A 20,450-nucleotide genomic window follows, 5' to 3' on the forward strand; every position below is an offset into this window, starting at 1 on the left:
TGGCTTTATATAGTTTACCTGTTTTTTCTGAAATCTTTTTAGCACAAACAGTAAAATTTTTTTATAAAATAAATATGGGCGATTCCTGAAAGATGCTCCTCATACATCACGAACAGTGTATACTTGAGAAACTCAAATATCTCGATACACATTGAGGAACTTTTATGCCAGGACAGCCCTTTAAAATTACCTTACTTCTTATTTTATTGAGCATGATTTTCTATCTTTTGTTGCTCCCTTTTATCCAATACCCTATAACCACTGTACTCAAACCTATTCCGATTATTTTGCTCATACTGTATGCATTACAAGTTACTTTAGAACAACCAACAAAATGCTTATTACTCGGAGCATTAAGCTTTTCAGTCATTGGTGATATTGTTTTAACATTGCCCACAAAAGCAGCACTCCAGGCAGGAATCTTAGCATTTATGGTAACACACTGTACTTACATTTCCCTCTTTTTAAAAAGTAGTCAATTTCAAAAGAAAAATGTCATTTCATTTTTACCGGTACTGATATTCGTTCTTATTGGAAGTTATTTCCTATGGCCCTATTTAGGCGAAATGAAAAAACCTGTATCACTATACTTATTCCTGCTTACTTTCATGGTTTTTTGTTCTTTTCAAGTAATGCAGCAATCACTCATAATTCGCCTTGGAGCTTGTCTTTTTTTACTCTCTGATTTTACACTAGCATTGGACTTATTCGTTCTGACTCCTAATAAACCACTTGATGTGGTAATTATGCTTCTTTATTATCTAGCTCAACTCTTATTAGTGGTTGGAACTACTCAAAAAAACTTCCAAAATATATTCATGCAAAATAGAGTCTCTTTTTGATCTGTATCTTCTTTATGCTTAATCCTAGATTCAGCTGCCGAATTTAGGTTACTATATTTCTCTTAATAAAAAGCATCAAAATAGCTTTCCGCGATATTCGCTGGCAAGCAAAAAGCTCAGGATGGGTTTGAAATGCGTAATTTGCTGTTCATAGGGTTGATCACCCTACTTTTAATCTCCTGCAACAATGAAAAAAATAAATCATTTAGTGGATATATTGATACAGATCTTGTTTATTTGTCGTCTGATTTTGGCGGGCGTTTGACTGATTTAGCCATATCAAAAGGACAAATAGTAAAAAAAAATCAATTTCTATTCAAGCTTGAACAAACTAATGAACTTTATAATGTCAAAATGAGTCAATTAGGTACTAAAGAACTTCTTGCTCAACGACAACAAACTTTAATTCAACTCAATTATAATGAAATTAATTATCGTCGTATTGTCGCTATGCGTAAACAAAATGCTGCAAGTCAAAATGATCTTGACGCAGCTCAAAAAGATTTAAATATTTCCAAACAACAACTTGCTGATATTGACGTTAAAATCAAAAATAATCAGCTAGAAGTTGCTGATAAAAAATGGCTGGTGACCCGCAAAGAAAATTTTGCTCCAGAACAAGGAATTATATTTGATACCTATTATACTCAAGGCGAATTTGTTCAAGCAGCAGCCCCAATTCTCTCATTAATTACCAAAAATAATATTAAAGCTATATTTTTTGTGCCTGAGGAAAAATTAAGTCAATTACGACTTAATGAACATGTTACAATTAAAACGGATCAAAATGCTCATTTTGCTACAGGACATATTTCCTATATTTCTAATATAGCGGAATATACCCCTCCTATTATCTATTCGCGCGAGGAACGTCAACGACTTGTTTTTCGAATCGAAGCAAAAATTGATACGCCTGATTTAGAAAAAATACATTACGGGCAACCGGTAACTTTGGAATTAACCTCATGAGCGATTTAGTTATTGATGTTAGAGAATTAACTAAAAAATTTGATGAAAAAGTTGCTGTTGACCACATCTCTCTTAAAGTGGAAAAAGGCTCTATATTCGGTTTTCTCGGCTCCAATGGTAGTGGAAAAACAACTACGATTCGGATGATTTGTGGTCTTTTAACGCCCACAGAGGGGAAAGGAACCTGCTTGGGTTATGATATTCAAACACAAAGCGATAAGATAAAAAAAAATACTGGGTACATGCCGCAAAAATTCAGTTATTATACAGGATTAACTGTCTATGAAAATCTTCGTTTTGTTGCTGATATTTTTCAAATTAAAAACTCGGCTGAAGAAATAAACAAAATGATGAAGGATCTAGGTCTTGACAAGTATCGCAAGGTCCAAGCAGGTCGATTATCCGGAGGATGGAAACAAAGCCTAGCCTTGGCTTGTAGCATATTGCATAAGCCCCAATTACTTTTTTTGGATGAGCCCACCGCAGGTGTTGATCCCAAGGCACGTAAAGAGTTTTGGGATTATTTACATAAAATTACCACACGTGACGGGACTACAATTCTAGTAACAACTCATTACATGGACGAGGCTGAGAAATGCACCGATCTCGCCTACATCAACTTAGGAACATTATTGTATACAGGCAGTACAAAAAACTTAATACCCTATTCAAAAGTCAAAACTTTTATCTTAGAAGCCGATCGGAAAGAGCAGAGTTTATTAATAAAGAAAGTAAACGATTCCTATCCAGAATTATTGGCTTCTATTGTAAATAATGAGTTGCGAATTTCATCTCGAAATCATCAAGAATTGGATAAGTTAATTCAAGAAAACAAGAACTTGTCCTTTAAAGAAGTGACTCCTTCGTTTGAAGAAGTTTTTATTGGGTTAATGCAATGAAGAATTATAAAAATGTCATACACGGAATATCGATTGCTCGCATTGCAGGTTTAATCCGCAAAGAATTCATTCTTATTACCCGTGATCGTGGTACTATAGCCATGCTGGTCATTCTACCCATCATGCTCCTTATTCTCTTTGGCTTTGCTATTGAATTTGATCCCAAACATCTGCCTACCACTATTGTAAGTTATGATAACTCTCCTTTAACCCGAAGTTATGTTAGTGCACTCGAGGCTTCAGGATATTTTAAAGTAACTCATGAAGCATCTGACGAATATAAAAAAAATCAAGACCTTGCGAATGGTAAAATAAGTTTTGCATTTACTATTCCTCCGAATTTTACTCGCAAATACTTACGTAATGAAAATCCTCAGCTATTAGTTGAAATTGATGGCTCAGATCCTGGAAGTAGTGCCAGTGCTCTTGGAAATGCACTGCCGATTTTGAATCAAACTTTAAATACATTCAACAAACAAGGATTAGGTTCTCCAGTACTAGGCAACCCACAACGGAACGTGAATCTTACGATTCACCGACTTTATAATGAATCGAATACAAGCTCTTATAATATTGTCCCTGGTTTAATTGGCGTATTACTGACATTAACCATGGTCATGCTCACCTCAACCGCCATTACGTCAGAAAAAGAATCCGGTACGATGGAAATGTTACTCAGTACCCCCTTAAAACCTACTGAGATTATTTTAGGAAAGGTGATACCTTATATCGTTCTGGGTTACTTACAACTCACAAGTATTTTAATTTTTGGTAAGCTCTTGATTAATATTCCTACTGAAGGAAGTTTGATTTTGCTTTATATGGCTTCCGCACCCTTTATTATTGCCAATTTGATGGTTGGAATGATTTATTCCACAATAGCACGTACCCCTATGCAAGCCATGCAACTTAGTGTGTTTTATCAACTCCCTTCCATGTTTTTATCAGGTTACATTTTTTCGTTCTATGGCATGCCAATATGGGCCCAAATGTTAGGATACTGTATTCCAATGACTTATTTTATTCGTATTACGCGTGGAATTTTACTCAAAGGTAACACTGTTAGCCAAATAATTCCTAATATTTTACCTATTTTATTGATTGCTTTTATCCTGGTGCTTTTGACAGGAAAAATATTTAGAACAAAACTTGATTAAATTTAATTGATGGAATGATGAAACTAAAAATTATCTTGCTTTATTTATGCGCTATTCTGCTCGGATCGTGTTGCAAAAACTGTATTGTTCAGGAAAAGGTTACTTATCCTAAAAGCACCCGGAGTGGAATAAAATACGTTAATGACACTACTTTTTTAAGTCAACTTGCATGGTGGAAAAAGTTACACGACCCTCAACTTGACCAGCTTATGTATCAAGCTCTTGCTTCTAATTATCAGATTAAAAGTTCTTATGCAACCATTGAACAAGCACAAGCTCAGCTTAAAGCAGCTCAATATGCTTGGATTCCAACTCTTGACGGCACTGCAAATGGATTTGCAGGTAGGGCTTGGAATTCGCATATTACACCTCAAGGACACTTAGTTAGAGATCCTTTTGTATCAAGCTTATCCAATTTACGATTTAAAGGATACCATACTGGCTTTGTACCCGAATATACTTTTAATGTATTAAACAATATTAATAATATTAAATCAGCTAAAGCTTCTCTAGAGCTCCAAAAAGCACTAACCCAAGCCACAAAACTAGGAATTATTAGTCAGATGAGTGGTGCCTATTTCATGCTCTTAAGTCAGCGCGAGCAATTAGCAATGGAGAAAGCACTATGCCGTGATTTAAAAAAACTACGCCACCTTGAGCAAGTTCGATTCCAAAAAGGCGCCAGTGACCTTGAATTAGTAACAAATCTCGATCAACAGCTTGCATATGAGGAAACAAAAATTCCACAAATTGAAAGTGTAATAGCGCAAAGTGAAAATGCTATTCATCTCTTATTGAATGGAAATCCAGGGCCAATTAGTACAAATCGTACTTTACTTTCACTTAACTTAGATAATCTCATTCCTAAACAGTTACCTTCGTCCGTTTTAAAAAATCGTCCAGACATTATGATTGCCTTAAATAATGTCAAAATCGCTTCGTCACAAATTGGCGTGGCTTATTCAGTTTTTTTTCCCACAATTTCATTAACTGGCTTAGTCGGAAATGCTTCTATTGATTTAACACATCTTTTAAAATTAAGTACCAATCTTTGGATTGCTCAAGCTGCAGCTTCAATGAAAATATTTAATGCCAGCTCTTACCAAAATATCAAATCCGCTAAAGCAAACTTCAAAGCAACTTATTATGATTATTTAGAAACACTGCACGCTGCATTTGCAGATGTAGATAATGCATTGATGGCAGAGCAAAAAAACAGATTATCTTATCTGCAAGCATATAGAGGATATCTAGCTGCTAAAGAAGGATATGCTCTTGCATTAGCACAATACAAGTCAGGTGCAAAAGATTATCGCAATGTAGTGAATGCAATGATCAATCTTGATCGAAGTAAACTCAGCGTAGTCCAGGAGAAAGCGCAATTACTCGACAGTATTATACAAGTTTACAACGCTGTTGCTGGGGGCTATGATGCGGCTAAAACTATGCCTTAAACTTGCTCGTCTAATGCTTTCTCGATAATTTTGATAACTCTTCCTGAGTCTGGAGAAGTAGTCGAATAAAAATAATCAATCAGCTCTCCCTTTCTGTTGATCAGATATTTATGGAAATTCCATTTTGGAGCAGTACCAAATCCCAATTTCTTTTTTGCCCAAAGATAAAATGGATGTGCATTTTTCCCTGAAACCACTTCCTTTGCTGCCATTGGAAAAGTAACACCATAGTTTACCTGACAAAAGTTAGAAATTTCTTGTTCTGTCCCTGGTTCTTGACTGCCAAAATCATTTGAAGGAACTCCTAATATAACTAAACCTCGATCTTTATATTGTTCATAAAGTTTCTCTAAACGAGCATATTGAGGTGTAAATCCACACTTAGAAGCAGTATTAACTACAATTAAAACTTTTCCTTGAAAAGATGACAGAGGCAATGGCTCCTGTCCTCGTAACGTATGAAATGAATAATCATACGCGTTATCATAATGAGGATTATCTGCTGCGGCTGATTGAGTCATCATACACCATCCTAGTATTATTAATGAGAGAAAGTACATGGTTATCCTGTTATTCAAGCTCAGAACTAAATCCGTTCTGAACATGAATTAATGATATACTATTGACCTTATAAAGCAAGAATAGAAAAATTATTAACTATTTTGCACGAAATATTAAATCCCATATAAATTCGAGACGGCATAAACGCCTCCTCAGCCCCACTGCCATTGACTTAAGGGTCTCGTCATTTTCGCGAAAGCGGAAATCCATTTCTATTTGAGCATGATGCCTACATCAACATGGGTCCCCGCTTTTCGCGAGGACGACTACAAGTTCCTTAATTCAACGACAGTGCTCCTCAGCTCGAACGATTCGTGATAATGAGCCAATCTCCTTATCCGAAACTCATGTTAAGTTAGTTCTATTTGATATCTTATTTTTTCTTGTACTTCACGTACATGCACTTCATTCTCATAATGAGTGCGAGGCCAAAAAAAACCTTTTAATCCATCTTGCTTATTTCTTGGAACAATATGAACATGAAGATGAGGAACACTTTGACTAATTGTATTATTCATAGCAATGAAGCTACCTGCAGCATCCATTGCTTTTTCAACAGCCCTACCGATTCTTTTAGTTAATAAAAAAAGAGACGATACCTTAGTATCTGGTAACTCATAAAGTGTTTTAATATGTGCTTTAGGTACTAATAAAGTATGGCCTGGGAATAATGGGCGAGAATCCAAAAATGCAATAAAACTCTCATCTTCGAAAACAAAAAATGCTTGTTCTTTTTTTGCAACAATTAAATCAAAAATACATTCTCTTGCCATTTATATATTCCTATATTTGCGACTGGCCTTAAGGAGCCATTGAACTCAATTATTCTTCTATTTTAGTCAATGGAAATTCCGTCAACGTAGTGTATGTCGTTCTTTCTTGGCCTAGTTTGCTTTCAATTAAATAAATATTATCAATAGTAATTGGCGGGATATTCTCTAATTGAATTTGTGATAATAACTTCTGCTTCTTATGCTGATTATGGCGAAGCCTTCCTATAGTCATGTGGCCACGAAAGTGTCTCGATTCAATCGGATAATTTAAAGAATTTAACGATTGGGCAATAGTACTTGCAAGTTTGCATAAAATATCATGGGGCTCAACAACTAAAGAAAGAATTTTAGGATGCCGTAGTGTGGGGAACCATTCTATCGGCCCTAATTTTAATTGAAAGCATGGGGTATGCTTCAATGCATGCGCTACTTTTTGACTCAGCAAGACTACGTCTTGTAATTGCAATTGTGCTATAAAGTGCAACGTTATATGTATATTATCTATAGGAACCCAACGGATATAATCTTCGGGCATTTCTTGCTTTAAAGACTGCAAAACATTCACTAGATGAACGCGTATTTCCTTTGAAGGTACAATTGCGAAAAAAGCGCGTATCGTATTCATCACCATATTCATTTATTAATTCGATTATAAAATTATCTTCGTCAAATTTATAAGGCATGAAGCCAAGCATAAATTTTAGCACTGAATAATCTTGGCGCTAAAGGTTCACAATGACCACCCGTTCCCTCTTCTGCATTAAAAAGAATATATTGTTTTTTACATTGTAATTGGTCATATAATTTTTTTGCCTGCCCTAATGTGATGTATTCTAAGGTATTATCACATACGAGCATAGGACACTGAATCTTTTCCACTAATCCGCTCAACGTGTACTCTCGAATTCTATGAAACATTTCGCCAATCGTTTTGGCACCAAATCGCCACTTACGACTTTCTAACATAAACCTTAAATTTTCATCTACGCTCATAAGATGTTCTATAGCTTGCTCTAAAGGAGTATCTTTTAAATCTGGAAACCGTGTCGTAAACGAATTAAATTTTGCTTCTAAATTACTACTTGCATCAAAAATGCCTGGATCAACAACACAAGCTGCAATTCGTGTTTCTTTTGTTACTGCCCGTGCAGCAAGATACCCCCCAAAGCTTCGACCTATTAAATAAATTCTATTGGAATCGATTTCGGGACGATCGATAATAAAATCGACAACCGCACTAATCACGTGCTCCCAATCAGGGATAAAAGGTATTTTATTTAAACGCAACATACTACCTTGACCAGGACCCTCAAAAGTTAAGCAGTGAAAGCCGCGTTTTAATGCTTCAGCTGCGGTGCTATAACACTCTTCTTTAGTACCATCCCCTCCACCAGTATCAATTAGAATAGGTCTAGGATGATTAGAAAAAGATGGATAGAGGTAAAGATAACCAGGCAATGTACTATTTGTAAAAGGAATTTCGACCTTTTCTACAGGAGTTTCAAAAAACTCAAGCGCCTGATGAAATGCATCAATACTGTATTGCAATGCTTGTTCAATCCGCCTATCTGTAGGTTCATCTTCCAGGAAAAAAAATGCGGTGCGATAATAAGTGCAGGCTCGTAAAAAAGCTAATTTTGCATCAAAATAAAGCCCTTGGCTACGATAAATTTCAGCATGACTATAATTGGTATCAGCCAAAGCAATCCAATGACTATACCAGCTTTCTTTATTGCCAGGCTCTATTTGACTCGCTACAGCAAGACACTCTCCAATTTCAGCTCCTTGATAGGTAGTACATCCTAAGCTTCTGATTAATTGAGCATTAAACAGTGCTGGTTTGATGAAGTCATGCATGATAGCTTCCTTATTCCTATTTAATCCTAGAAAAATTAAGTTCTAAAAATCAGTCCGTTGAAAAGCATTTTCCAACTCTTCCTATCCAAAAGCAATGCCCAACTTTCCCATTTCATAATTATATAGATAATGTTTAACCCAAATGATAGTATTACCTCATTTTATTCGAGAATGAATGAAATACCGTCCCGATATTGATGGACTGAGGGCCATTGCGATTGTACTGGTCTTAATTTATCATGGCGGTCTTCGCTTTTTTCCTTCTGGGTTTATAGGCGTTGATGTTTTTTTCGTTATTTCTGGTTTTCTCATCACCAGTATCATTCATGAGTCACTTAATACTGATTCTTTTTCCTTTTTAGATTTTTACAATCGAAGACTATGGCGCTTACAACCTGTATTTGTTTGTTTGCTGTTTTTGACCACAACATTAACCGCATTATTCTTTTTACCTGATGATTTAATGCAGTACAGCAAAAGCGCTCGCAAGACCTCTTTATTTTTATCTAATTTATTTTTTGATAAAACAACAACCGGTTATTTTTCACCAGAGACCCATCAACTCCCCCTATTACACACTTGGTCTCTGTCTATAGAATGGCAATGTTACTTACTTCTTCCTTGCCTTATCTATGGTTTATATCGCTTTTTACCTAAAAAGTATTTGCCTGCATCAGTATATATACTTACTTTAATTGCTTTTCTCTATTCATCACACAACGGTAGAACTTTACCCGCTCATACCTATTACTTATTGTTGAGTAGAATCTACGAATTTTTAATTGGCTCCTGCGTTGCATTGGTTCCGTCCATTACCCGTGCAGGGAACAAATATTTGTTAAATCTCATTGGCGGTATTGCATTATTTTCCCTGTTTTATATCGCAAGTCTTAATCCAGTTTTGCCAGGATATCCTGACAAACATGCGCTTGTGGTTTGTCTTGCAACTGGAATACTGATTACTCTAGGCAGATTTTTTCCTGAGTGTTTTTTATGCAAATTACTTTCCATAAAACCTATAGTCTTCATAGGATTATTGTCTTATTCTCTTTACATTTGGCATTGGGTTATTTTTTCACTTTTAAAATATCAAAGTATTGTAGAAACCCTCGTTATTCAGTTTTTTGCTTATGGACTTACTTTTGTATTGGCTTATCTTTCTTGGAACTATATTGAAAAACCAGCAAGGCATTTAAGGAATACTCCATTTCGCTACACTTTTGGGCTCTTAGTATTCATGCCCATACTTGTTATCCATCTTACTTCGTATTTGATTCATGTAAATAATGGCTTTCCCAAACGTTTTCATGGTGAATTAGCTACTATTTATCAACAATTAGAACAATACGAAAGTAAACTAAGACCTACATGCATCAGTGATAAACAACAAGAAATCAACATGCAATGTCTCGTGGGATCTAGAAAAAGAGACAGCAAAAAAGCACTAATGATTGGTGATTCATTTTCCAATCATTACTGGAATTTCATTGATGTATTAGGGAAAGATGCTAATGTCACCGTATTAATGCAAGCAGTGTCTTCTTGCATCACCTTGCCAGGCATTTATCTTTATGACTGGTGGCATTTTAAAAATCAAATTTATCAACAATGCCATGTATTAACCCAAAAATATTATCAAATGATCCAAGAAAATCATTATGATTATGTACTTATTAGCCAACTCTGGATCAATTATATGGCCGATAACATCATCAATCACTTAGGTGATAAGCGTTCCGTACCATTGACTCTAAAAAGACTAGAAGATGCATTAGATAAAGCGCTTACGATAATTACAGATTCTGGAGCAAAACCGGTGTTAATTAAATCAACCGCAGTAATGCAAAAAAACCTCCATGATTGCTTCTTTAAACATATAAAATTAAGAAAATCATATCTTCCTGGTGAATGTGATTTTACCCTAAATGAACCGGCTCCATGGCTTGAGCAATTGTTTCAGCAAATGAAACTGAAATACCCACAATTAATTATCATTGATCCCAAAAAAATCCAATGCATACAAGGAAAATGCAAAGCAGATATCAATGGAATTCCAGTGTACCGTGATGTAGGACATATTACTGATTATGCCGCATATCAATTGGGTACACTTTATTTGCAACAATACGCTAATCCCTTGATTAATTCTTAAAAAAGAAACAAATATAACTTAGTCAGACATCACATAGACAAGCCAAGGTTCTCTTGTTCCAATTTTATTGTAAAAATTTTGAGCCACATAATTATTAACCTTTGTTAACCAGCTCTGTTTATCACTAGAATGTAATTCTCTAACTTTATTGAATTCATAAACAGCCTTATTGTTTCAAAATATCATTTGAATCCCTACCAATAAATAGAGCAAATAAGCAATAAGTCATTAATAGGATTTCTTACTTGATGTTTTTTAAAAGCGGCAAAATAAAAAATATCGTGTGCACTAATGTGATAGCACGATCCTTCATAATTTAAAATGCCACACCCTTGTAAAACAATCCAAATCTCCTCTTCTTGATGCGAATCCAATGGAGTTTCACACTGACTTAACACCTGAAAATAAGTAGTATGAAAAGGAGGATTTACTTGAGCTAGCGCGAAATTAATAGCATGCACGTTAACTCCAGAAGCTATGTTCTCAGAATTTGAAAAAGGCAGTGCAAAATCCTCCTTACTCATCGTTGCATCAAGCCATTGAGGCATATTTTTGCTCCTTTCTATGAGGCAATAGCTCTCGCTCCCAATCTAATACCGTACTCTCATTTTCTAGATCATAGATTGGTGATTGCGCAATGCTATTAATGATTTTTGCACTTCGCCATGCCATAACACTTAAATTCGGTTCAGCAATTCCATGTGACTGAGCAGCAGCATTTTGGACATAAATGCGATTTTGTCTTGGACCATCCCATAGAATAGAAAAATCCTGATTCACACAAAATCTTCCGTTATTTAAGGGTATTCTGTCAGCAAGTGAAGAAAGATAAGAGGGGAAATCCCATTGATAACCCGTACAGAGAATAACAATGTCTGCGGGAATAAGTTTTCTTTTAGCTGCGCTAAGATCATGCAACAACAACTGATACCAATTTGACTCTCTATTCATATGAGTTAATTCATGTCGCGGTAAAAACTTAAAGAATCGCCCCTTATTTTCCAAAAATTCTAAGCTATAAAGTTTTTGATAAATCGCTTTTAATAAGTGAAATGAAATACCATCACTTGCAAGTAGCTGCTCCTGCAATAAAGCAGCTTTTTCTTTCTCAGGTAGATGAAAAAAATATTCCATATAGTTTGGAGTGAAAAACTCATTTACAAATGAAGAAGTATCCATAGGTAACAATTGATACCTCTTTGAAATCCAAGTCAACTCGGATGGAAGCTGCTCTGTATGGGATAAAAGGTGGTGTACTATTTCAGCACCACTTTGTCCGCCACCAATAATAGCCACTCTTTTTCCCTGCCAATGAATCGGTTTTAATAAAAAATCTTTATTGTGTAGTACATTTTTCCCCATATGAGGGTTCACACAAGTAGGGATTTTTTCCTGTAAACCATTACCCAATAAAAGATGCTTGCTTTTAATTGTTCGTTGACTCGTACTCATTACAAAATGAGATTGATTAAAACAAATATCTTCCACCTTTTCTTGAAAAAATAAATTAGGTAAGGAATGACTTACCCAATTTAAATAGTGACTAAACTCTGTTCTTAACACATTTTTAAATTGGGCATTAATAAAACGATATAATCGTTTATGTTTGGCTAGATAGGCAATAAACGAATAAGGATTAGTAGGATCAACCAGTGTCACGAGATCATTTAAATGACTGACTTGGATTTCAGCATGAGAAAAAAGCATTCCTGGATGCCAAATAAACTCTTTATTTTGCTCAAAAAAAACACTGGAAATCGCTTCCGTTGAGGATAGTAAAGCCGCTACACTTAAATTAAATGGGCCGATACCTACTCCAAGTAAATCAAAAATTTCATCATGATTCGTTGGATTCATAATTGATTTCCTCCTTGAATGCTCCAAATTCTTGATAAATACGCTTTATGTTGAGTTGCAGTTTCTGTAAGGGACGTGTTGGTAGTGCAAAAAAATCCTTCCTCACAGGTAAATCCTCATATCCCAAAACATTCCAAAGAGTTTTTCCTAACTCGGGCATATAAGGATAAATTAACAAAGTTAGTCCTTTTAACCACCAAAAATAAGTACCTGATTTCTGACTTAATCCTTGACCTAAGGTGAGCCAATCATCAATAGAATGAACCGCGATATGAGGTAAAAAGCGATTGGGTTGTAATGAATGGGCTTGAATGGAGAATAAGTTATTAAGTTGTGTACTTAAGTATTGATCACAAAAGGAGGATTTCACTTCACCTAAATGCTCCATGCCTTGAATGATTAATGATTCGATCCAACCTATTGTTTTATTGTAATAATGGATAAAATCATTTATCACAAAATTGCCTGTTTGATTACGAACATCTACAGAGGCGAGATAAAGTCGAATAATATCACTAGAGAGTTTTTTTCTATGGATCGCTTCATCAACGCCAATCATATGTTGCCGGCTCGTTGAAAATTTGCTGCCCTCCAGGTAGTAAAAATAATTAACCAGGTAATAATCAAAAGACTTATATTGCGGGCACCCCCAACTAATTCCCAAGGCACTGCTTAAAAAAGGCAAGGCATTATCAATGCCAAAACTAGAGACAGTAATCACCTCTGCATCATGTGCAAATGCATTTTTATTGATGCCCATAAGCTTCCCGGCAATTTCCCCAAACATTAAAAAATAAGCAAATATAAAACCGTAACTAAACAAAGTTCTACCATGATTAGGATCGGTAGGATCAGAAAGTCCCCAATCACAATGAGTGGTTAACCGAAACAAATTATTTTGCTGAACTCGATAGTTTTGGAATATAGTTTCTATAGAGTGATTTATTCCTTTAGGACGTAACTCAACTTGCTGAGTAAGGCGTAAAAAAATATTTTCTACTGCCTTTTGTGTCGTATTATTTTCTCGAATTATTTCTTCTGGGCGGAAATGTGCGCCACAATTTTCGCAAAAATAACTTGTGGTTTTTTTAAAACAAACAGGACAGTTTCCATGAAGCCAATAACCTGTCAGATAACGTCCATTCTCGTCATCCCAGGGAATATTTTCTTTTAATGAAACTGTTGCCTTATTATCCAATAATTGTTGAAAAATCTTCTCATGCCATTCTTGATAAGCAAACCGCCATTGTGAAGCCAGTGGATTAATAAATTGATCCACTTGAATATTCATTAATTTTAGATCTTCTGCGATTAATGCATGATAGTGATGACCTAGTTCTTCTGTTTCTTTATTCTCTTCTTCAGCTTTTCCTGCCGCATAAGATTCATAGCTATCGGTACCCGAAATTATCCAAGCGGAATGTCCACACGTCCGTAAGTATCTGGCAAGAATATCAACACTTAAAAAAGGACCACCTATATGTCCTAAATGTAAGCGACCATTAGGCGTAGGCACCGATGGAATAAGAAGATAGTTTTTCTTATTTTCAGTCATCTCTTTGCTCCATAACTTTTCTCCTCAAACGATCCGCCATAATCTCAAGTGAGTTTTGCCAACCAACCCGAGAGATCGCAACGGCTTTTTCCTTATTTCTCGCTAAAACAGCAGTGACTAAATCTTCATTTTCTTGCTTAAATTCTGCGAGTGCTTTTTTATTATCATGATGAGCCCCCATACATAAAAAACGATAACGAGCTGAATGGTCATACAGCATGTCTTGAAGTTTAAGTAACCAAGGGGATTGACATGCTTTGATTAAAGTAAAGGTAAATTCTTTTTGGAATTCATTCCATTTTATAGGATCCAATGGCTGAATTGACTGAGAATCAATATATTTAGCATAGCGATACCAACAAGAAATAACTTCAGCTTCCCAAGACGCATCTCCATGCTCCATCGCTAATTCTAAGGCTCGAGTTTCAAGATCGATTCTAACGGAATAAAGATCATATAACTCTTCTAGAGATAAAGGAGGAACAGAAAAACCACATAACTCTTCAAGATTAACAAGTCCATTTGCAACTAATCGAGATAACGCTTCTCGTAAAGGGCTATACCCAACATGATATCTATTTTTTAACTGCTCCATTTGTAACTTTTGGCCAGGGCTGAAATAACCACTGACAAGATCCAGTCGAATCTTTTCTAAAACCGCACTTGCTTTCGATTGTTTTTCACGAGTTCGTATCATTTTTACTATGCTTCGTTTTTAAAACTGGGGATAGTATTATTTATTTTCGAAAATTTGTAAATATTCGAAAATAAAAAGAGTGGTCTCATCAAGACACTATGATGAACCCTTTAACCTAAATTCGGCAGTTGAGTTGTAGCAAGAAAGCCTAATTTAACGTCAGTGCGACATAAAAAATAAAGTGATTTTTTACATCGAACTGGTTTTATTTAGAGTTGGATCCCGTATAAATACTACGCATTTTACGGGATAACGTTCGTTTAGGTTTAAGAAAAACGAGCTTCATTCTTTTTAAGTGCCATAGGATCTGCTGTCGGTTTAATGCCTTTTAATTTAAAAAGAGAATATTGGGCATGAGGTGATGAATGTCCTTCCATACTAGGCTTGGCCGTGATGAGCTCCTCATTACCTGCTCGATCAACATGAGTCTGCAGTTTGTGCGGCGTTTTCCCTGCTAATTGTTGCCTTAAACGAGATACTTCTTCTGTGAGTGTCTTAACTTGCGCTTGAGCAGTTACATTAGTGCGATGTAATTCGATCTTTTCTTCAAGCCCTTTAATTAAATTTTGTAGTTTTTCTGTCTCTCGATCCACAACCTTAGATTTGCATAATTGATCCATTCTTTCTTTATCCAATCCTTTCCAACGACGAATCAAGTTTTCAATTCCCGGACGTTGAACAAACCAGTAAATACTAAATGCAGCTAAACCAACAACAACACCTGCAGCAACAATTGGCCAGGCTGTTGCCGCTATTGTCGAAACAAATAAACTGGCAACAGTCAAAGCAACGGCTTGGCCCGAAAAAAAACCACCACTAAAAAAAATAATCCCTGCTAAACCTGCAGTTATCATTCTCCCAGCCTTTAGGTAGGGATTGTCTAATGCCAACTTAAGTTGCGTTCGTGCTTCATTTAAATGTTCATGTCTTCGTAACAACATTTTTGCGACCGCAAGATCTTGTTCGAGCATTTGCAGTGTTTTATTATCCGACTTTGAAAGACGAGCACGAATTAATTTTATTTGTTTAAACTCATCCAGCAACACATCAATTAACTTTGGAGCATCAGTAGATTTGACACCTAAATTTTTAGAAATTTCAATCAAGTCAAAATTGTAAAATACAATTACAGAAAGTATTGAAAATAATGTTCCGCCTACAAAAAATGCAATAGTGGGAATAAAAGAGAGAACCCCCATGATCGCTGTAACACCATCAAAACCTTCACAACCAAAATAAACAGTCCCAGCAAGAGCTAATAGCGCAAATTTAGCTTTTGCTAATGCCCCACCTTTTTTAGATTTTTTCTTGTTCGGTAAAGAGTTACCCAATGAATTATTTAGATCTTTTAACAATGATGTCTGCAATGAAGCGATTAAAAAAAATGTTTCACTCTCTGTGGCTGAAGAGGATTGTTCAAGCCACTGCAACAAAGAAGTTCTATCAATTGCAGTTTTTTGTTGAAATACCTGGGTGAAGTGCTTATCTTTCTTGCTTAACTTGGAAATTAATTCTTGGCTTGTTGTACTTAACGAAACAGTCATCAACTTCCCCCCCCATCAATTACAGAATTATTGCTCCTCCTAAGCCAATACAAAGAACAAATTGATATAATACTGAGAAATTATTAACCAAATATTAAGTGATGTACTACTTAAATGAAGACCAGGTAGATTTAATTGAAAATAACCAATATTTTATATTTTGAAATTGAAACACCTCTGAAGGATTTTATCCTACAAACACCACTGAAAGATTATACTGATCGTATAAGAAGCTTACTTGGCTATTAAAATATAGTTTTTGCTAAGGTTGTTTTGCTGGTATGTTGTAGGAGGCACTTGTAATTTTTTATATCGAACTATTCCAATTTTAAAACGGGATTTCATTCGTTTAACGACATAAACCTAGAAAAAGTTGAGTTCTACTTCACGAGCTAAGAGCACTACTTTTTCTAGGATAAAAGGTATTTGTATGTCTTTGATGTCGAACTCACCTTAACTAAATAAGCGTGTACAGTTTATAAACCGGATCCCAAATATTAGCGGTGAGCTCTTTTTCCAAATCAGATTCATTAATACGTGCAAGACCTTCCTGTATTGCCTGTTTCCCTACAGCTCGTGCCACCTCCAGGCTGATTGAACGGAGGCTCGCTAATGGAGGTAACAGATTTGCCATTTTATTCTTCCTTGCTGGTGAACAAGCTGCAAGAGCAAGTGCAGCTGCTTTAATCATTCCATCAGAGACTCTTTTTGCTTGAGAAGAAATAATACCTAAAGCTAAACCTGGAAAAATATATGAGTTATTTGTTTGATCAATCGGAAATTCTTTTCCTTTAAATTTTACAGGTTCGAAAGGACTTCCAGTTCCTACCAGTGCACGACCATCCGTCCAATTAAATAAATCTTGTGGCACTGCCTCACTATGCCATGTTGGATTAGAAAGCGGGAAAATCACTGGACGTTCCGTATATTTCGCCATAGTTCGTACTACTTCCTCAGTAAAAGCTCCTTTCTGAGTCGAAACACCTATTAGTGCGGTAGGTTTTACATTGCGCACAACATCAAGCAAGCTTATCTCCATAGGATTACTCACCTGCCATTCTGCTACCTCGGAGCGCTTACGAGCAAAAAACGCCTGATCTGGACTTAATCCCTTTCCTCCTTCCACAAGCAATCCATACCTGTCTACAGCATAGATGCGCTTACTCGCTTCTTGATCACTCAAGCCATCATCTTTTAAAGCTGCATGAATCAACTGGGCGATACCATGACCTGTTCCCCCAAAACCAAGAAAAACGATTTTCTGATCGTGCAACGGGATCCCTGTCACATTGATCGCTGAAAGCAGAGTACCTGTTGCCATAGCAGCAGTACCTTGAATATCATCATTAAAAGTACAAAGTTGGTTACGATAACGCTCCAACAAATGAGTCGCATTTGCTCCTGCAAAATCTTCCCACTGCAACAGTACATTCGGCCATCGACGTTTAACAGCCGAAACAAATGCATCAACAAACTCATCATATTCAGAACCACGAATACGGTGGTGTTTCCAACCTACGTAAAGAGGGTCTGCCAATCGTTCTTCATTATCTGTTCCTACATCCAAAAGAATTGGCAAGCAATATTGAGGAGGAATACCAGCTAATGCTGTATAGAGTGCCATTTTACCAATGGGAATTCCCATACCACCAGCGCCTTGATCGCCAAGCCCCAAAATACGCTCACCATCACTTACAACAATACATTTAATTAAGTCATAACGAGGGTGAGAAAAAATTTGCTCGATTAAATTTTTATTAGGATAACTCAGAAAAAGTCCTCGCGGTTTACGAAAAACCTCACTGAACTTTTGACAACCCTCTCCAACAGTTGGGGTATAAACAATAGGTAGCATTTCCTCAATATTGTGGACAATTAAAGAGTAAAACAATGTTTCGTTATTATCTTGGAGATCACGCAGAAAACTATATTTTTCTAAAGCGGTAGGTAGTTCGATCAGTCCTGCATGACGTCTTTTTTGTTGATCTTCTAAAGTACTTACTTGAGGTGGTAATAATCCGTGTAAGGCAAATGCATCTCGCTCACTATTGGTAAATGCAGTTCCCTTGTTTAATCGGGAATTATTCAGAAGATTATAACCTGTTAATTGAGTCTTGATGCTTCCATCTTCTAAGTATTGTGTTTCTTGAGTTAATTTACCCATTTCTTAAGATCCCTTTTATTTTATCCAATTTTATAAATACCTAAGCTCAAGAGTTTCTTATACAACTCGTTTATTCAGGCAAAGGAATGAACTCGTCCTCATCTCCAGGTATTTTTCCAAATTTTCCAGTTTTCCAATCCAACTTAGCCTGCTCGATTCTCTCTTTAGAACTGGCCACAAAGTTCCACCAAACATAGCGTTGTGTTTCAAGAGCAGCTCCACCAAGAATGATAATATGGGCATCATCTATCGCAGTTACTTTAATTTCAGTATCCGTTTTGAGAACAAGCATCTTGGCACAATGATATGAACTATTATCAATAATGATTTTACCCTGCAAAATTCATTAGGGCCAGCTTGATCCCAAAAAACGAAGGGGCCCACTGTTCTTTTTTCTTTTGATGGTAATACCCGCCCTACTTGAAACCCACCAAGATCAACCGTTCGAGGAATAAGCGCCACTCTTATTTGCTCAGGACAGGTTTTAGTCATACATATTGGGTCTTTTACATTAAAATAACTCATCTTTTGTTGCTCTCCCGCATTTACTGAAATCAAATTTTCGATGCTACTGCGATCAAACTTACTCAGTAAGCATAGCTCAAAATAGGACTCCATGTAGAAAAAATAGCCATGAAATAAACGAGAGCGATTTGCTTATGCAGGTAGTTTAAAAATCTTTTTTATTAAATTATATTATCCTCTTTATTTTGGTTATTGAATGAATCGATACCACAATCTCAAATTAATAGGACAATTATGTATCACTCAGCGAATAAATTATTAGTACTTATCTTGACCTTGATCAGCACTTCCCTTTTTTCTGCAACTTTGGCCCCTATTGAACTCACTCTTGATCCCAACAAACCGATTATTCTAACCAATGCAAATATCAGAACAACGATGCTCTGTGAAATCCATGCTGCTTCAAATGCAAAAAACAGTATTAGAATCCATATAATTAGTGGAAAAGGTGTATTCAACGGCACCACATTTAAGAAAGGGGATTACATGGTATGGACTGTTTACAATATGCAACAAATTCCATTTACAGCAGATCCTGGTACTAAAGCCGAAGTCACCAATCTAGGATCTTATATGCTGAAAGCCATATGTATTTAATTCGTCAAAAGCAGCTACAGTCAACAAATTTCATAGTTTACTAAAGCACCTATGTAGTAATAATGGTGCTAAGTTAGCGAGGTTTCGGATAAAGAGTCTATTTAGATCCAGCCCTATCTTGATCCATTCGGGCTACTTTATCCTCAACGTATCCCTGTTTTTTCAACTTATCACCACTCAAATAATTTGAGATAATTTGCGCCTATTGCCTTCTTTAACTCTTAATATTTTCTTAAAGTTTCTCAATTATAATATTCAACCATAGTGATAATATTAAATACAAAATTTCTATAGTTAATTAATCGTATTCATTCTTTAAGAGAGAACAAAATGCCTGAATATGTACAAGGGGTAGAACTAACCCAAGAGGGTATGCATGCCATTTTTGAACGCATGGGACAAGATATCACCAGTGGTATTGTTTACAATGGAAATCCTGATGTAAGAGTAGATAAACTAGACCAGCAAGGGTTTATGCCCATATTAACCGGCGTGAATCCAACACAAAAATCCGGCCACTGGATCATGTTAATTAAAGGTCAAGGTAATCAATACTACCTTTTTGACCCTCTGGGTGAAGGTTCAGGAAAAGGTTATCAAAAAATTCTCGCTAAAAAACTACCTGAAGGCGCTACATTATCTGTGATTCCCAATGATCCTGGATTCAATATGGGCTTATGCGGTTATTGGGTTGCTTCTGCAGGGGTAAGAGCACATACGGCATTAACCGGTGATAATCCCCCAACGTTAGAAAATCTTGGCTTAACCATCACTCAGGACATGCAAAATGAACTCGCTGGAAATGGGTATGGTGAAATCACCGGTTGGCTACGGGCTGTTGCTCATG

General features: G+C 36.1%; 18 protein-coding genes and 1 pseudogene. 8 read left to right on the forward strand and 11 right to left on the reverse strand.

The annotated features are described in order from the left end of the window. The first annotated feature begins 164 nt into the window (after positions 1–164). The 5 genes from Lgra_RS04490 to Lgra_RS04510 all read left to right on the forward strand — a co-directional run bounded on the left by Lgra_RS04490 (position 165) and on the right by Lgra_RS04510 (position 5,321). The gene (locus tag Lgra_RS04490; RefSeq protein ID WP_058498096.1) at positions 165–842 is read left to right on the forward strand and encodes a lysoplasmalogenase; all 678 of its coding nucleotides are present in this window, start codon (positions 165–167) and stop codon (positions 840–842) included. Positions 843–974: 132 nt separating this feature from the next. After that, positions 975–1,811 carry an HlyD family secretion protein gene (locus tag Lgra_RS04495; protein ID WP_058498097.1) on the forward strand — a complete coding sequence of 279 codons (837 nt, stop codon included), beginning with the start codon at positions 975–977 and terminating at the stop codon, positions 1,809–1,811. Continuing rightward, positions 1,808–2,710, forward strand: coding sequence for an ABC transporter ATP-binding protein (locus Lgra_RS04500; RefSeq protein WP_058498098.1), 903 nt, complete (start codon positions 1,808–1,810; stop codon positions 2,708–2,710). The genes Lgra_RS04495 and Lgra_RS04500 overlap by 4 nt, the downstream gene beginning before the upstream one ends. Further along, on the forward strand, positions 2,707–3,867 hold the full coding sequence (locus tag Lgra_RS04505) for an ABC transporter permease (RefSeq protein ID WP_058498099.1): 1,161 nt from the start codon (positions 2,707–2,709) through the stop codon (positions 3,865–3,867). The genes Lgra_RS04500 and Lgra_RS04505 overlap by 4 nt, the downstream gene beginning before the upstream one ends. A 17-nt stretch (positions 3,868–3,884) precedes the next feature. Continuing rightward, positions 3,885–5,321, forward strand: coding sequence for a TolC family protein (locus tag Lgra_RS04510; RefSeq protein WP_172468404.1), 1,437 nt, complete (start codon positions 3,885–3,887; stop codon positions 5,319–5,321). Here Lgra_RS04510 and Lgra_RS04515 read toward each other — a convergent pair. The 4 genes from Lgra_RS04515 to Lgra_RS04530 form a co-directional block, all read right to left on the reverse strand. Beyond that, entirely contained in the window at positions 5,318–5,845 is a 528-nt protein-coding gene (locus tag Lgra_RS04515) for a glutathione peroxidase (RefSeq protein ID WP_058498101.1), read from the reverse strand. The two genes, Lgra_RS04510 and Lgra_RS04515, sit on opposite strands and share 4 nt — an antisense overlap. Positions 5,846–6,232: 387 nt before the next feature. Next, positions 6,233–6,655 (reverse strand): HIT family protein, encoded by a 423-nt coding sequence (locus Lgra_RS04520; protein WP_058498102.1) that lies wholly within the window; start codon positions 6,653–6,655, stop codon positions 6,233–6,235. 49 nt (positions 6,656–6,704) lie between these two features. Then, positions 6,705–7,280 (reverse strand): RNA 2',3'-cyclic phosphodiesterase, encoded by a 576-nt coding sequence (gene thpR, locus Lgra_RS04525; protein WP_058498103.1) that lies wholly within the window; start codon positions 7,278–7,280, stop codon positions 6,705–6,707. A gap of 47 nt (positions 7,281–7,327) precedes the next feature. Next, the gene (locus tag Lgra_RS04530; RefSeq protein ID WP_058498104.1) at positions 7,328–8,512 is read right to left on the reverse strand and encodes an alpha/beta hydrolase family protein; all 1,185 of its coding nucleotides are present in this window, start codon (positions 8,510–8,512) and stop codon (positions 7,328–7,330) included. 175 nt (positions 8,513–8,687) lie between these two features. Here Lgra_RS04530 and Lgra_RS04535 point away from each other — a divergent pair, with 175 nt between their 5' ends. Then, positions 8,688–10,664: an acyltransferase family protein gene (locus Lgra_RS04535; protein WP_058498105.1), complete on the forward strand. Its 1,977-nt coding sequence runs from the start codon at positions 8,688–8,690 to the stop codon at positions 10,662–10,664. A 194-nt stretch (positions 10,665–10,858) separates the two neighbouring features. On the opposite strand, the gene Lgra_RS04540 is transcribed toward Lgra_RS04535, so the two are convergent. The 7 genes from Lgra_RS04540 to Lgra_RS18225 all read right to left on the reverse strand — a co-directional run bounded on the left by Lgra_RS04540 (position 10,859) and on the right by Lgra_RS18225 (position 18,773). Further along, positions 10,859–11,212, reverse strand: a complete 354-nt coding sequence (locus Lgra_RS04540) for a cupin domain-containing protein (protein ID WP_083502851.1) — start codon at positions 11,210–11,212, stop codon at positions 10,859–10,861. Then, a complete protein-coding gene (locus tag Lgra_RS04545) occupies positions 11,196–12,521 on the reverse strand; it encodes a lysine N(6)-hydroxylase/L-ornithine N(5)-oxygenase family protein (protein WP_058498106.1) in 1,326 nt (441 codons plus the stop codon). Before Lgra_RS04545 ends, Lgra_RS04540 begins: the two co-directional genes overlap by 17 nt. Beyond that, a complete protein-coding gene (locus tag Lgra_RS04550) occupies positions 12,502–14,076 on the reverse strand; it encodes a methionine--tRNA ligase (RefSeq protein ID WP_058498107.1) in 1,575 nt (524 codons plus the stop codon). Before Lgra_RS04550 ends, Lgra_RS04545 begins: the two co-directional genes overlap by 20 nt. Further along, on the reverse strand, positions 14,069–14,773 hold the full coding sequence (locus Lgra_RS04555; RefSeq protein ID WP_238584358.1) for a GntR family transcriptional regulator: 705 nt from the start codon (positions 14,771–14,773) through the stop codon (positions 14,069–14,071). Before Lgra_RS04555 ends, Lgra_RS04550 begins: the two co-directional genes overlap by 8 nt. 266 nt (positions 14,774–15,039) lie before the next feature. Further along, positions 15,040–16,317 carry a hypothetical protein gene (locus Lgra_RS04560; protein WP_058498108.1) on the reverse strand — a complete coding sequence of 426 codons (1,278 nt, stop codon included), beginning with the start codon at positions 16,315–16,317 and terminating at the stop codon, positions 15,040–15,042. A gap of 457 nt (positions 16,318–16,774) precedes the next feature. Next, positions 16,775–18,481, reverse strand: a complete 1,707-nt coding sequence (locus Lgra_RS04565) for an NAD-dependent malic enzyme (protein WP_058498109.1) — start codon at positions 18,479–18,481, stop codon at positions 16,775–16,777. A gap of 70 nt (positions 18,482–18,551) precedes the next feature. Continuing rightward, a complete protein-coding gene (locus Lgra_RS18225) occupies positions 18,552–18,773 on the reverse strand; it encodes a pirin-like C-terminal cupin domain-containing protein (protein WP_058498110.1) in 222 nt (73 codons plus the stop codon). 467 nt (positions 18,774–19,240) lie between these two features. Between Lgra_RS18225 and Lgra_RS04580 the strand changes: the two genes are divergently transcribed. Next, positions 19,241–19,603, forward strand: a complete 363-nt coding sequence (locus Lgra_RS04580; protein ID WP_058498112.1) for a hypothetical protein — start codon at positions 19,241–19,243, stop codon at positions 19,601–19,603. 330 nt (positions 19,604–19,933) lie between these two features. Continuing rightward, positions 19,934–20,450, forward strand: a pseudogene (locus tag Lgra_RS04585) (SidE phosphodiesterase domain-containing protein); the annotation flags it as partial.

The organism is Legionella gratiana, from assembly GCF_001467695.1.
In the GTDB taxonomy this organism is placed as follows: domain Bacteria; phylum Pseudomonadota; class Gammaproteobacteria; order Legionellales; family Legionellaceae; genus Legionella; species Legionella gratiana.